Origin of the sequence: Streptomyces pseudovenezuelae (genome assembly GCF_029892565.1) — a bacterium.
GTDB lineage: Bacteria > Actinomycetota > Actinomycetes > Streptomycetales > Streptomycetaceae > Streptomyces > Streptomyces pseudovenezuelae_A.
Genome location: NZ_JARXVH010000003.1, coordinates 383,802 through 395,977 on the forward strand (window position 1 = coordinate 383,802; position 12,176 = coordinate 395,977).

A 12,176-nucleotide genomic window follows, 5' to 3' on the forward strand; every position below is an offset into this window, starting at 1 on the left:
GTGCCCGCCTCCAGCCACACGGGAGGCGGGCACGGTCGTGCGTCGGCTCAGGTGATCTCGATGACGACCTTGCCGGGGATGCCGCCGGCGGCCAACGCGCGCTGGGCGTCGGCCGCGTGGTCCAGGGAGTAGGTCGCCCCGACCCGCACGGTGAGTTCCCCGGTCCCGGCGAGGTCCGTCAGCGCGGTGAGATCGGTGCGGCTCATGCGGCAGAAGACCGGGGTGACGCCCGGTGTGCCGGTCTCGACGACGGACGCCACGCGGGCGCCGGGGCGGGCGGCACCCGCCGTCGCGGCGAGCACACCCCCGACGGTGTCGAGGACGACGTCCGCGCCGTCCGGGACGAGCTGCCGTACGCGGTCGGCGGTCCCTCTGCCGTAGGAGACCGGTTCGGCGCCCAGCGTGCGCAGGTAACCGTGACGGGGCACGGAGGCGGTGCCGATGACGCGGGCGCCGAGGGATCGTGCGATCTGGACGGCGAGGGAGCCCACACCGCCGGCCGCTCCGTGCACGAGCAGGATCTCGCCGGGCTGGACGTCCAGGGTGTGGACGACGGCCTGGTAGGCGGTCAGTCCCGCCAGCGGGAGGGCGGCCGCCTCGGCGAAGCCCAGGGACCGGGGCTTGCGGACGAGCGTGCGCACATCGGCGGAGACCAGTTCGGCCAGGCCCCCGTGAGCACGCTGCACCTCGCCGCGCAGGTACCCGACGACCTCGTCACCCGGGGCGAACTCCGGGGCCGCGGGACCGGCCCGCTCCACCACGCCCGCGATGTCCCAGCCGGGGACGACCGGGAAGTACGTGTCGACGGCGCCGTCGAGCGCCCCGGCCTGCAGGGCCAGGTCGGCGGGGTTCAGCCCGGCGGCGCGGACCCGTACCAGGACCGAGTCGACATGGGTCTTCGGCTCGGGCAGCTCGGCCGGTTCCAGGACCTCCGGGCCGCCGTAGCGGCGGTAGACCATGGCTTTCATCAGGCGCCCGGAACCGCGTACGGCATGTCCAGCAGCACGCTGTGCCTGACGATCCTCCACTCGCCGTCCACCCGGCGCAGATCCATGTCGTAGTACCCGGACTCGATCGGCCGGACCGTGCCCTGGGCGCCGAAGGCCCCGTCCGGCCAGCCCTCGGCGGGACGCGCGAAGGCCTGCACCGAGAAGACGACGAAGTGGGCGTTCAGGTGGGCGTGGTCGCCGTCGACGTCGATGAGGTGGTCGGTGGTGAGGTGGTGACTGGAACCGCCCTCCGGGTGCGGGGCCATGTGGTGCGTGACCCCGTACTCCACGCCCGCCCCGCCGATCAGGGGCTCACCGAGCGGCTCGTAGCTGTCGGGACCGGTCTTGATGTAGGTCTGCACGACCGCCTCGTCGGTGAACAGGCCACCCTGCTCCTTGCCGTCGCGCCGGTCCGTCGCACGGACATAGCGGGCCATGACTTCCGCGACCTCGCGCTCGTCGTTCATCAGGCGGTTTCCTCTCCTCGTCGCAGCCGGGACCCGCGGCGGACCCCCGGCGTAGCGCCCTGCGGCGGGGCGAGAACCCCGCATCGGCCGCTGCGTCCAGCAGACCAGGGCACCGCTCGCGGAGCCATGATCGTTTCCGTACACAGCGATACCCTGGAGGTATGGATCGACTGGAGACCCGGGAGCTCGTCTACTTCGTCACCGTGGCCGAGGAGCTGCACTTCAGCCGGGCGGCGGAGCGGTTGGGCATCGCACAGCCACCGCTGTCCCGGGCGGTGTCACGGCTGGAGCGCCGCATGGGAGTACGTCTCCTGGAACGCACCAGCCGCCGCGTCGAACTCACCGCCGCTGGCCTGGTGTTCCTCGACGAATGCCGGCGTCTGCTGCGAGCACTGGACGCCGCCGTGCAGCGCACTCAGCGGGCGGTCACGCCCTCCCGGCTCGTCCTCGCGGTCCGCCCCGGCACCGGCTCCGGCCTGCTCGCGCGGATCCTGCGCTCCCACGACGGCCCCGAACCCGAGCTCGTCTTCACCAACGACCGGGCAGCCGCCCTGCGCGACGGCACCGCCGACATCGCCCTCCTGTGCACGGACAGCGACGACCTCACCGACCTGCGCACCACCGAGGTCGCGGAGGAAAGCCCCGTCGCGCTCCTGCCACGCGACCACCCTCTCGCGCGCCGTACGACGGTGACCACCGCCGAACTCCGCCAGGAACCGGCCTATCTGGAGCACTGCCCGCCGATGGGCCTGGACGAGATCCTCGACCGCGTCGCACTCGGCCGCCTCATCACCGTCGCCGGCTCGGGCACCACCGACCGCCTGACCCGCGAGGTGACCGCCGTCCCCGTGACGGACCTGCCCCCGACGACACTCGCCCTCGGCTGGCTCCCCCGGACCTCACGACCGGAGATCGTCGCCTTCGCGCGCACGGCGGAGCGCATCGCCGCCGAGAGCGTGGCCGCGGAGCACATCGCCGCCGAGCACACCGACACCCGACCGCTCGGCGAACCAGCCCCCGTAAGGCCCTAGGCCGCGTATCGAGGCGTGATCAGTCCGCGGGATTCGCCCTCGTGGTGGGGTCCGGACCGGGAGACCGTCTTGCGTGACGCAGTCACTCCTGCGGTGTCTGCCGGATCTTGGCGAGCGTCAGGACACCGCCGCCGATGCCCCAGCCGGCGTCGGCGACCTCTTCGACCAGGACGAGGGTGGTGGCGCGGGCGCCGTCGCCGAAGATCTCGGCGTACAGGTCGGTGGTGCGCGTGATGATCTGCTCCTTCTGCTCTGCGGTGAGGGCGCCGGCGGGGACCTTGAAGTTCGCGAATGGCATGGTGTGGTGCTCTCTCTTCCTGCGGGGCACCGGAGCTGCTCACGGCGAGCAGGAGGTCGACCCCGATGGGGCAACCATCCGTCCCCCTCACCTGCTCCGGCCAGGGCTGAGCCCACCCAGGGGTCATCAGCCCCTGGCTCGGACCCGCCCGAGAGGCGACGATGAGGGGGTGAACCTTCCCGAGCTTGCGGCGTTCCTCAGGTCCCGGCGTGACCTGATCCGGCCGGCCGACGTCGGTCTGCCCGTCGGGCCCCGGCGCCGGGTGCCCGGACTTCGGCGCGAGGAGGTCGCGCAACTGGCGGGCCTGTCCGCCGACTACTACACCGAGCTGGAGCGCGGACGCGGCGCCCAGCCCTCGTCCCAGACGCTGGCCGCCCTCGCCCGGGCGCTGCGGCTGGGCGGCGACCAACGCGACCACCTGTTCCATCTCGCCGACCGGCCCCTGCCCGCGTCGGCGCAGGGCGTGAGCGCGCGCCTCGTCCAGCCCGCCCTGCTCGGGCTGCTGGACCGGCTGGCCACCACCCCGGCCCAGGTCATCACCGACCTGCACGAGACCCTCGTCCAGAACGAGCTGGCCGCGGCACTGCTCGGCCGGGCCCCGCAGCCGCGCGGCCCCGCCACCGGGTTCGCGTACCGCTGGTTCACCGATCCGGCCGCCCGCGCGGTCTACCCGCCCGAGGACCATCCGCACCACTCACGGGTCTTCGTCGCCGACCTGCACGCGGTCGCCGCCCGCCGCAGCCGCGACAGCGAGGTCGCCGCGATGACGGCCGCACTGCGGCGGCGCAGCGCGGAGTTCGCCACCCTGTGGGACACCCACAAGGTCGGCCTGCGCCGCACCGACCACAAACGCATCGTGCACCCCACACTGGGCGTCATCGAGCTGGACTGCCACAGCCTGTTCAGCGAGGACGGCCGCCAGCGCCTCCTGTGGTTCACGGCCCCGCCCGGCACCGAGGGCGCCGCCCAGCTCGGGCTGCTCGGCGTCATCGGCACGCAGGACATGGCGGCGACCGATCAACGACTCGCTGAAGGCAACCGGCTGATCTCGACAACACACAGGCCCTAGTCCGATACGAGGCCGGCGCGCCCTTCGAGGCCCCGATCCGGCCAATCCACCCCCTGTCAGCTTCCCGACCGGGACTTGTCAGGTTCGTGCGCTTGCATGGCGGGGACTCCGATCCCCCCACCATGAGGAGTGCCATGACCGACGTCCTTGGCGGCACCGTGGACGCGGCCGTCCCCGACTATCCGATGGCGCGGGCGCCCGGATGTCCGTTCGCGCCGCCGCCGGAGATGCTGAAGCTGCACGCCGAGAAGCCGGTCTCCAAGGTCCGGTTGTGGGACGGGAGTTCGCACTGGCTCGTCACCCGGTACGAGGACCAGCGGGCGCTCTACGGTGACCAGCGGCTCAGCGTCGACACGACCCGGGAGGGCTTCCCCTACCTGAACGCGGCGTTTCGGGAGACGGCCTCCAAGACCCCGCCGTCCTTTCTCAACATGGACGATCCCGATCATGCGCGGATCCGGCGGATGGTCACCGGACCGTTCACCGTCAAGCGCATCGAGGCGCTGCGGCCCGCGATCCAGCGGATGACCGACGACCTGATCGACCGGATGCTGGCCGGTCCGAAGCCGGTCGACCTGGTGGAGGCGCTCGCGCTGCCGCTGCCGTCGCTGGTGATCTGCGAACTGCTCGGAGTGCCGTACGAGGACCACGAGTTCTTCCAGAGCAACAGCAGGGTGGGACTGCGCCGGGACGTGCCGGCCGAGGACGTGCGGGCCGCCTTCGGGGCGCTCTTCCAGTACCTGGACCGGCAGTTGGACGCGAAGCTCGCCGACCCGGCCGAGGACATGCTCTCCGAGCTGGCGGCCCGGATGGGGGCCGGTGACCTCAGCCGCATGGAAGCGGCGATGCTCGGCATCCTGCTGCTCGGCGCCGGGCACGAGACCAGCGCCAACATGATCGCCCTGGGCGCCCTCGCCTTCATGGAACACCCCGACCAGCTCGCCGTCGTCCGCGACACCGACGACCCGAAGGTCCTCGCGAGCGCGGCGGAGGAGATGCTGCGGTATCTCACCGTCGTCCACACCGGGCAGCGCCGCCTCGCCCTGGAGGACCTGGAGATCGGCGGGCAGCTCGTCCGGGCCGGCGAGGGCGTCATCATCCCCGGCGCCACCGGCAACTGGGAGGCCGACGTCTTCCCCGACCCCGAACTCCTCGACGTCCACCGCGACGCCCGCCGCCACATGGCCTTCGGCTTCGGCATCCACCAGTGCCTGGGCCAGCAACTGGCCCGCCTGGAACTCCAGATCGTCTACGGCACGCTCTTCCGCCGCGTCCCGACCCTGCGCCTGGCCACCGAGCTGGACAAGGTCCCGTTCAAGGACGACGGCATCGTCTACGGCGTCTACGAACTGCCGGTGACCTGGTAGCCGCGCCGCGCCGGGGAAGCCCACGCCGGGAGGGCCCGGGTCATGGACCCGGGCCCTCCTGCGGACTTCGCCCACCGGCGTCACCAGTTCAGCGCGTCCGCCATGTCCGCCTGCCAGTACGTGACCTTGATCGAGTCGTCGAGGTACACGCCCTTCGAGGGCAGCGACGGGTGGGCGGCGCTGCTCGCGTCGGTGTTGAAGTACACCGCGAGGGACTTGGCCGTGTAGCCGTTGGAGCCGCTGCCGTCCGCCGCCGACAGCAGGACGCTCGCGTAGCCCGACTCACCGGGGGCCAGCGTGACCACGGCCTGCGGCTGGGAGTCCTCGATGACCGGCGGGACGGACTGGGCGTCCTGGAACTGGACGGCCGGGTAGTACACGAGGTCGCAGTTCTTCGAACCGGTGTTGGTGACGGTGAGGAGCAGGTGGTTCAGCGGGCGGGTGACCGCCGTGGCCGTCGTCCGCGTGGCGGAGGGGGAGCAGGGGTTGAGCCTGGCGCCCGAGTCGTTCGAGCCGCCGGAGGAGGTCTTGGAGCCGGTGGTCCCCGACGAACCCGAGGCGCCCGGCTTCCCGTTCGAACCCGCCGTACCGCCCGTCGAGTCCTTCGCGGCCGTGCCGGCGGAGTCCGTCTTGCCCGCCCCCGTTCCCGTTCCCGTGGACGTTCCCCCGCTGTTCTTGGCCGCGGACGTGTCGGTCGCGCTGGGCGAGGAGGTGGACGTGGACGAGTTGGCGGCGCCCTCGTCCTTGGTGCCCGTGCCGTCGTTGCAGGCCGTCAGTGTCAGTGTGGCGACCGCGATGGAGGCGGCGGCGATCATGCGGGTGCGGTTGGTACGAGTGGACATGTGATCCCCTTGATGCGGTGCGGGTCTGTGTGCCGGCCGCTCGACCGGGTGACGGGAGCGGCGTGCTTGGATGACCAGAGCTTGTGCGGTGCTCCGTCCCGGCCGCCACAACCGCCGGGACATCCGGAACGCTGGAACGCCTGGAACGTTCTGACCTGTGGGAACAAGCTCCGCCTGGAATGACGGGCCGGAACGTGAAGAGAGGGAGGAACGGTGACGGGGGACGACTTCTCGGCGCTGCTCGGCCGGTTGAAGGAGCGTTCCGGGCTCAGTTACGGAGTGCTCGGGAAGCGGCTGCACATGAGTGCGTCCACGCTGCATCGGTACGTCAACGGGGACGCCGTACCGACCGACTACGCACCCGTGGAGCGGCTCGCCCGGCTGTGCAGGGCGACCCCCGAGGAACTGGTGGAGCTGCACCGGCAGTGGATCCTCGCGGATGCCCGGCGCGGGCAGAAACCGAGCGAGGCCACTGCCCCTGCCCCCGTCTCTGCCCCTACCGAAGGCGTTCCCGACGAAGGTCCCGGAGACGTTCCCGACGTCCAGCGCATATCGCCGGAGGGTCCCCCTCCCGCGGCCCGCCGGCGCCGTACCGTCGTGCTCGCCGGTACCGCCGTGGTCGCCGCCGTCGCCGCGGCCGCGCTCATGGTGAACCTCGTGCCCGACGGCAAGCAGGACGACCGGAGCGGGAAGCAGTCCGTGGGGGCAGCGGCCTCCGAGTCCGTGAACGACAGTGCCGCCGCCTCGAAGCCGACCGGCGCGAAGAGCAAGTCGCCCTCGCCGTCCGCCTCACGCACCGGCGGTCCCACGGCCTCCGCATCCGCAACTCCGGGTGCCGCAGCGGTGGGCGGCGACAGTGCCGAGGACGGGGCCGCCGCGCCGACCGTCGCGGTCGATCCGTACAAGTGGGAAGACCCGTGCAGCCAGCACTACCTGGTCGACCGGAAGCCCGAGGAGGTGCCTCCGCCGCCGTCCGAACCGGACGCGCGCGGGTGGGTCAAGGCGCTCGGCGGGGTCGCCGCCGGGGAGCAGATGCTCGCGCTGACCGTGCAGGGCACCGGCAAGGCGACGGTCGTCCTGGAGTCGCTGCATGTGCGGGTGGTGGACAAGAGCGCCCCGCTCGCCTGGAACGACTTCGAGATGGGCGTCGGCTGCGGTGGCGGCGTACAGACGGCGTCGTTCGGGGTGGACCTCGACAACGGGCGGCCCTCGGTCGTGCCCAAGGCCGGGCAGCGCGACTTCCCGTACAAGGTGAGCGAGTCGGACCCCGAGGTCTTCTACGTCTTCGCCGACGCCAAGGCGCACAACGTGAGCTGGTACCTGGAGCTGGAGTGGTCCAGCGGCGACAAGAACGGCGTGGTCCGCGTCGACGACAAGGGCAACCCCTTCCGCACGAGCGCAAACGTGGGGCGGCCCGCGTACAACTACCCGCTCGGTGACTCCGAATGGGGCCGCAACGAGTACGAGCCCAACATCCCCGGCTGACCGGTCACGGCCGATCCGGTCCCTCCCCCACCTCCGCGCAGGCGAGGGCGTACGCCCAGATCGCGGCGCCGATCTCCTCGGGCGTACCGGGGCAGTCCCGCCGCAGCCAGTCGATGACCGTGCCCAGGACGGCGCCCGCGAGGAAGGCGGCGACCGGGTCGTGGGGCGTCTCGGCGGACGGAGTCCCGTCGGGGGGAGTCTCCTCGGCCGGGGCCAGGCTGCTGCGGGCGGCGAGGGCGACACTGGCCACGACCTGATGATCACCGAACCGGAGGCCGTCGCCGACCTGTTGGGGCGCGTGGCGAGAGCCGGTTGACCTGCATGTACGTCAGCTACACCTGGGTGACCCGCCCGGCGATCCCCTTCTCGATCGACACCTCGACGGTCAGGTTGCCGTCCTTGGCGACCGCGTCCAGTTCGTCGGCGGTGCACTTCTCCGCCGACTGGCTCTCGGGGTCGCCGCAGATGTCGCCGCCCCTGATCTCCGTGTCCGTGGCGACGTAGAAGGGCCGGCCGTCCACCTCCAGCTTCCCCGGCGCCAGGAAGGTCAGCCTGCCGGTGACCGTGCCGTCGGCGCGGTTGTCGGAACTGGCGTCCGTGCCCTGGGAAGGGCCGTCGGAGGGGCTGTCGGTGGGAACGGAGGTGGGGCTGGAGGCAGGGGTCGAGGTGGGGTCGGAGATGGAGGTCGAGGTCGAGGTCGGGGTGGACGAGGAGCCGGAGGTGGCACTGGACTCGGTGGCGGAACCGGAGCCGGCGTCATCGGTGGAGGTGCCGCACGCGGTGAGGAACAGACCGGCGGCGGCCAGCAGGCCGACGGCGGCGAGGGTACGGGAGCGGGTGCGAGTGCGGCTGAGAGACATGTCGGGGTGCCCTTTCGGCGTCGGTTCGTCGTTGAGCTCACCCTGTGAAATGCCGTACGTGGCAAGGCGGTTCATCGGCGCTCACCGCTGTTGCACAGTCGAGGTGAACCGCCGGTATCTGTTACCGAAGATCGACACCCGGGCCGGGTTCAAGAGTCGGGTTCAAGGGTCGGGGTCAGGCCGCGTCGATCAGTGCCAGGTCCAGCGGGACGAGCGTGGTCGACGTCAACAGGGCCCGGATCAGGTGGTCGTTGAGCGCGTTGCCGACGGGTTCGCCGAGTTCCTCGCGGGTCAGCCAGGGCACCCCGTCGCGGGACAGGCGGGTGCGTACGCCGTTGACCAGGTGCTCGACGCGCTTGTCCGTCCAGCCGGCGCCCGGCTGCAACTCGGCCAGTTCGACGGCCGTCTGACGCCACGTCAGCGGCTGCGGTCGCGGCTCGTGCAGGAGATATCGCCGGCCCAGCACGACCAGGGCGAGCTTCTCCTGCTCGGTGAGCACCCAGATCCGGGGCGGGCGGGTGACGTCGCCGTGCCGCGGCTTGGGCCGCTCGCCCTCGGGACCGGTGACGTAGACCTCCAGCAGATGCTCGCGCCCGCGTGAACCGCCGACGAACAGCGGCGTGTAGCCGAGGTCGAGCGGCAGCGGCTCCTCGTCCCGGAACAGCAGCCGGGCCCCGGCACACCGGATCGGCAGCCGCCCCGAGTTGCTCACCCACCAACGGCCGTCCCGATGGGTCAGCGTGCCCTGGTGCCGGCTCACCTGGGGATCGTCCTCCCCGAGACAGACGTGCACCTCGGGCCGGTTGCGCCCGAACAGGACCTCGCGTCCATCGCCGGGGCCGAGTGTCATACCGCCGGTCAGCGCGAGCGCGAAGACCGTACCCGGCAGCGACGCGGACGCGCCCCGGGCGAGGCTGCCGTGGGATGCGGGGAGCGGGCGGCCGCCGGGAGCGGGCATGTCTCCGGTCACGTCTACGGTCACTGCTCCGACAGCTGCTTCGCGAGGTTCCGCACGACCACGCCAGCGAACTCCGCGGCCCTGTCGCACAGTTGCCCGCTCAGCTCCGGCGCGTACACGGTGAGCTGGAACAGCTCGATGGTGGAGTCGCCGACGGAGTTCGGGTACGTGCGGTGCGGGGTCCGTACGGTGCAGCTGTCGTCCTCGGCCTCGTCCGCCACGTAGTAGCTCTTCGTGCCGGCGACGTCCACCGGATCCCCGTCGTCCGTCAGGGAGTTGTCGCGGCTGTACTGGATCTGCACCTCGCGCTCGCCGTTGTCGCTGGACCAGTCGCAGTCCCAACCGCCGAAGCCGCGGTCCTGGTTGTCCGCCTCGACGCCGGGGAGACGCTTGAGCGCGGTGGCGTCGAGCAGCGAGCAGGCGTCCACCCCGGCCAGGGAGTCGGCGGCCGGCGGTGACGTGCGGCGGGGCACCGGGCCGTCGGCCAGGATGCCGACCACGTGGTCGGTGCCGGCGTCGGCGAGGGCGCACGGGTCGGGGGACGAGGGGGCGAGCCGCTTGCCGATGATCCGGATCTGCTGATCGTCGGCCGTCTGCACGGCCCGTTCGCAGACGTCCCCTTCCCGCTTGACGGTGACGATCGTGAGGCCGTCGATCACCCGGGTGCCCACGACACCGTCGTACTCGTCGCGGTCGGTGTCGAGGTTGACCTGGAGGTCGGCGTTGTCGTCCCCGCTGCTGTTCTCCACCAGGACGTCGCAGCGGTCGATCTCGCCGTAGTCCGGGTCGAGTTCGGTGTCGCCGAACCGGCTCAGCGAGGCCGCGTCGAGCAGCGCGCAGGGGTCCGCCGTACGGTCGTCACCGAGGGTGCCCGCGCGTCCCGGGGCCGAAGTCGCCGAGGATACCGAGGGTTTCGCGTCGGCCCCGGCGGCCTGGTCGCCCCCGCCGTCGGAGTCCCACGGGCCGAACAGGACGAGCCCGGCCGTGATCGCCCCCGCGGTGACCAGGGCGCCCGCGCTGATCGCCAGGGGGCGCCGCCGACGGCGTACGAGACGCGGCAGCCGCAGGGTGAGGGACGTGAGGTCCAGGGTGCGGGTGGAGTGGGCGTGCAGCTGTGCCTGGAGGTGCGGGGGCGGTGGGGCCGCCTGCGTCAGGAGCTTGCGGGTCGTGGCCGCGTCGGGGCGGCGGCGGGGGTCCACCTCCAGCAGCGCCGCGAGCGGCTCGGCCAACGGGCCCGCCCGGTGCGCGGGTTCGATGTGGCCCTCCACGGCCCGGGCCAGATACGTCATGAGGTGCTCGGCCTCCCCGTACGGGGACCGGCCCTCGACCGCCGCGAACAGGGAGGCGCCCAGGGAGAACACGTCGGCCTTCTCCCCCGCGGGCTGCCCCTTGGCCAACTCGGGTGCCAGATACCGGGGTTTGCCGCGCACACTGCCCGTCTCGCCGAGCGTGCCGCTGTGCGTGACGTCGCTCCACAGGGCCCGGGAGATCCCGAAGTCCGTGAGCCTGGCGACGCCTTCGTCGGTGACGAGGATGTTCTCCGGCGTGACATCGCCGTGCACCACGCCCTCGTTGTGCGACTTCACCAGCGCGTCCGCGATCTGGCAGCCGATCGAACCGGCCTCCTCGGGCGTGAGCGGACCGCGCTCGGCCATGAGCTGGGCGAGGCTGCGGGAGGGGACGTACTCCATGATGATCCAGCAGGTGACGCCCTCGTCTATGAAGTCGAAGACGCCCACGATGTTCGGATGGTGCAGGCGGCCGGCGTTGCGCGCCTCGCCCATCAGCCGGCGCGTGGCCCGGTCGTCGTCCGGGCGGGCGCACTTGACCGCGACCCGGCGCTGCAGCCGCTCGTCCCAGGCACGCCACACGACGCCCATGCCGCCGCTGCCGACGGACTCCTGCAACAGATATCGGCCGGCGACCCGATCGCCCGCCTCTGGCGTCACCAGCACTGCCCCACTCCTCGCCCACCCCACCCGCCCTGCGCGGCCCCGCCGACGGTGACGGAGTGTACTCAGCGTGCACACAGCAGTGATCTCGTTCACAGAAGTTCGCGAGGAAGAGTGCAGAACCCGCACAGCCGACCCTGGACGTTCTCGTCACTCTGTGTAAGGAAGCGGTGTGAAGGACGGTACGGACATGACCGTGAGTACCGCGCACGCGTTCCCACGGACACGGTCCGTCATACATTCCAGCGCCGCAACGAAGTCCGCCGACCGCACCGAAGAGGTGCCCGCGGGCGCATACTGGTGACAATGACAAAGCCAGCTGCACCGAAGCGCTATTTGCCTACCAGCCCCTTCAAGGCCCCGGTCACGGCAGCTCCCAAGCATTTCGCCGTGGGCGACCGGGTCACACACGACATGTACGGCCTTGGCCGGGTGATCGGCGTCGAAGAAGGAATCGCGGCGCTGGTGGACTTCGGATCCGTTCAACACCGGATCCTCAGTCCGTACTCCAAGATGAGCAAGCTGTAGGACCGCCGTGCCCGGTCGGGCACGGCCGGCCTGCTCATCTCCCTGTAACGATTGGAAGCACTCTCATCGAAACCTCGCTGTTCTCCGCCCCTGAAGGGGCGCACGACCGTGCCGTCGCGGGCTCGCCCACTCCGGCGACCAACCCCTTCCAGGCTCCGGACTTCGCACCGGACTTCGGAGAGGACGAGACCGCCCTGCTCGACGACGACCTCGACGTACCTGTCGTACCCGTCGCGATCGTCACGAGCAGGGGCACGGGCGCAGGCAGGGGCAACAACGGCCGGGGCAACGGCTCCGCCCGACGCAGGGCCGGCTGACCCCGACCCTCGG

Annotated in this window: 13 protein-coding genes; 5 read left to right on the plus strand and 8 right to left on the minus strand. The window is 71.6% G+C overall.

What is annotated here, in order from left to right; genetic code table 11:
• Window positions 1–47: 47 nt before the first annotated feature.
• Together M2283_RS10720 and M2283_RS10725 are read right to left on the minus strand one after the other, a co-directional pair.
• Window positions 48–968 (minus strand): NADP-dependent oxidoreductase, encoded by a 921-nt coding sequence (locus M2283_RS10720; protein ID WP_280875902.1) that lies wholly within the window; start codon window positions 966–968, stop codon window positions 48–50.
• Window positions 968–1,456, minus strand: coding sequence for a nuclear transport factor 2 family protein (locus M2283_RS10725; RefSeq protein WP_280875903.1), 489 nt, complete (start codon window positions 1,454–1,456; stop codon window positions 968–970). Before M2283_RS10725 ends, M2283_RS10720 begins: the two co-directional genes overlap by 1 nt.
• A 161-nt stretch (window positions 1,457–1,617) precedes the next feature.
• Between M2283_RS10725 and M2283_RS10730 the strand changes: the two genes are divergently transcribed.
• Entirely contained in the window at window positions 1,618–2,487 is an 870-nt protein-coding gene (locus M2283_RS10730; protein WP_280875904.1) for a LysR family transcriptional regulator, read from the plus strand.
• A gap of 82 nt (window positions 2,488–2,569) precedes the next feature.
• Here the strand turns inward: M2283_RS10730 and M2283_RS10735 are convergent, their stop codons facing one another.
• On the minus strand, window positions 2,570–2,785 hold the full coding sequence (locus M2283_RS10735) for a tautomerase family protein (RefSeq protein ID WP_054238373.1): 216 nt from the start codon (window positions 2,783–2,785) through the stop codon (window positions 2,570–2,572).
• Window positions 2,786–2,954: 169 nt separating this feature from the next.
• Here M2283_RS10735 and M2283_RS10740 point away from each other — a divergent pair, with 169 nt between their 5' ends.
• Window positions 2,955–3,854, plus strand: coding sequence for a helix-turn-helix transcriptional regulator (locus M2283_RS10740; RefSeq protein WP_280875905.1), 900 nt, complete (start codon window positions 2,955–2,957; stop codon window positions 3,852–3,854).
• A 134-nt stretch (window positions 3,855–3,988) separates the two neighbouring features.
• Complete coding sequence (locus tag M2283_RS10745; protein WP_280875906.1) at window positions 3,989–5,221, plus strand: cytochrome P450; 1,233 nt, start codon at window positions 3,989–3,991, stop codon at window positions 5,219–5,221.
• An 80-nt stretch (window positions 5,222–5,301) separates the two neighbouring features.
• Here M2283_RS10745 and M2283_RS10750 read toward each other — a convergent pair whose 3' ends face one another.
• Window positions 5,302–6,063 carry a DUF4232 domain-containing protein gene (locus M2283_RS10750; RefSeq protein ID WP_280875907.1) on the minus strand — a complete coding sequence of 254 codons (762 nt, stop codon included), beginning with the start codon at window positions 6,061–6,063 and terminating at the stop codon, window positions 5,302–5,304.
• A 213-nt stretch (window positions 6,064–6,276) separates the two neighbouring features.
• Here M2283_RS10750 and M2283_RS10755 point away from each other — a divergent pair, with 213 nt between their 5' ends.
• The gene (locus M2283_RS10755; protein ID WP_280875908.1) at window positions 6,277–7,548 is read left to right on the plus strand and encodes a helix-turn-helix domain-containing protein; all 1,272 of its coding nucleotides are present in this window, start codon (window positions 6,277–6,279) and stop codon (window positions 7,546–7,548) included.
• Between the two features lie 4 nt (window positions 7,549–7,552).
• On the opposite strand, the gene M2283_RS10760 is transcribed toward M2283_RS10755, so the two are convergent.
• The 4 genes from M2283_RS10760 to M2283_RS10775 all read right to left on the minus strand — a co-directional run bounded on the left by M2283_RS10760 (window position 7,553) and on the right by M2283_RS10775 (window position 11,321).
• A complete protein-coding gene (locus M2283_RS10760) occupies window positions 7,553–7,798 on the minus strand; it encodes a TetR-like C-terminal domain-containing protein (RefSeq protein WP_280875909.1) in 246 nt (81 codons plus the stop codon).
• 82 nt (window positions 7,799–7,880) lie between these two features.
• Entirely contained in the window at window positions 7,881–8,408 is a 528-nt protein-coding gene (locus tag M2283_RS10765; RefSeq protein ID WP_280875910.1) for a hypothetical protein, read from the minus strand.
• A 175-nt stretch (window positions 8,409–8,583) separates the two neighbouring features.
• A complete protein-coding gene (locus tag M2283_RS10770; RefSeq protein WP_280875911.1) occupies window positions 8,584–9,390 on the minus strand; it encodes an FHA domain-containing protein in 807 nt (268 codons plus the stop codon).
• The gene (locus M2283_RS10775; RefSeq protein WP_280875912.1) at window positions 9,387–11,321 is read right to left on the minus strand and encodes a serine/threonine-protein kinase; all 1,935 of its coding nucleotides are present in this window, start codon (window positions 11,319–11,321) and stop codon (window positions 9,387–9,389) included. Before M2283_RS10775 ends, M2283_RS10770 begins: the two co-directional genes overlap by 4 nt.
• Before the next feature lie 303 nt (window positions 11,322–11,624).
• Here M2283_RS10775 and M2283_RS10780 point away from each other — a divergent pair, with 303 nt between their 5' ends.
• Window positions 11,625–11,846, plus strand: coding sequence for a hypothetical protein (locus tag M2283_RS10780; RefSeq protein ID WP_280875913.1), 222 nt, complete (start codon window positions 11,625–11,627; stop codon window positions 11,844–11,846).
• Window positions 11,847–12,176 lie beyond the last annotated feature (330 nt).

Excerpts from the sequence above, each read along its gene's own strand:
- M2283_RS10720 (WP_280875902.1), bottom strand. The coding sequence starts at position 968 with ATGAAAGCCATGGTCTACCGCCGCTACGGCGGCCCGGAGGTCCTGGAA.
- M2283_RS10725 (WP_280875903.1), bottom strand. The coding sequence starts at position 1,456 with ATGAACGACGAGCGCGAGGTCGCGGAAGTCATGGCCCGCTATGTCCGT.
- M2283_RS10730 (WP_280875904.1), top strand. The coding sequence starts at position 1,618 with ATGGATCGACTGGAGACCCGGGAGCTCGTCTACTTCGTCACCGTGGCC.
- M2283_RS10735 (WP_054238373.1), bottom strand. The coding sequence starts at position 2,785 with ATGCCATTCGCGAACTTCAAGGTCCCCGCCGGCGCCCTCACCGCAGAG.
- M2283_RS10745 (WP_280875906.1), top strand. The coding sequence starts at position 3,989 with ATGACCGACGTCCTTGGCGGCACCGTGGACGCGGCCGTCCCCGACTAT.
- M2283_RS10750 (WP_280875907.1), bottom strand. The coding sequence starts at position 6,063 with ATGTCCACTCGTACCAACCGCACCCGCATGATCGCCGCCGCCTCCATC.
- M2283_RS10765 (WP_280875910.1), bottom strand. The coding sequence starts at position 8,408 with ATGTCTCTCAGCCGCACTCGCACCCGCTCCCGTACCCTCGCCGCCGTC.
- M2283_RS10780 (WP_280875913.1), top strand. The coding sequence starts at position 11,625 with ATGACAAAGCCAGCTGCACCGAAGCGCTATTTGCCTACCAGCCCCTTC.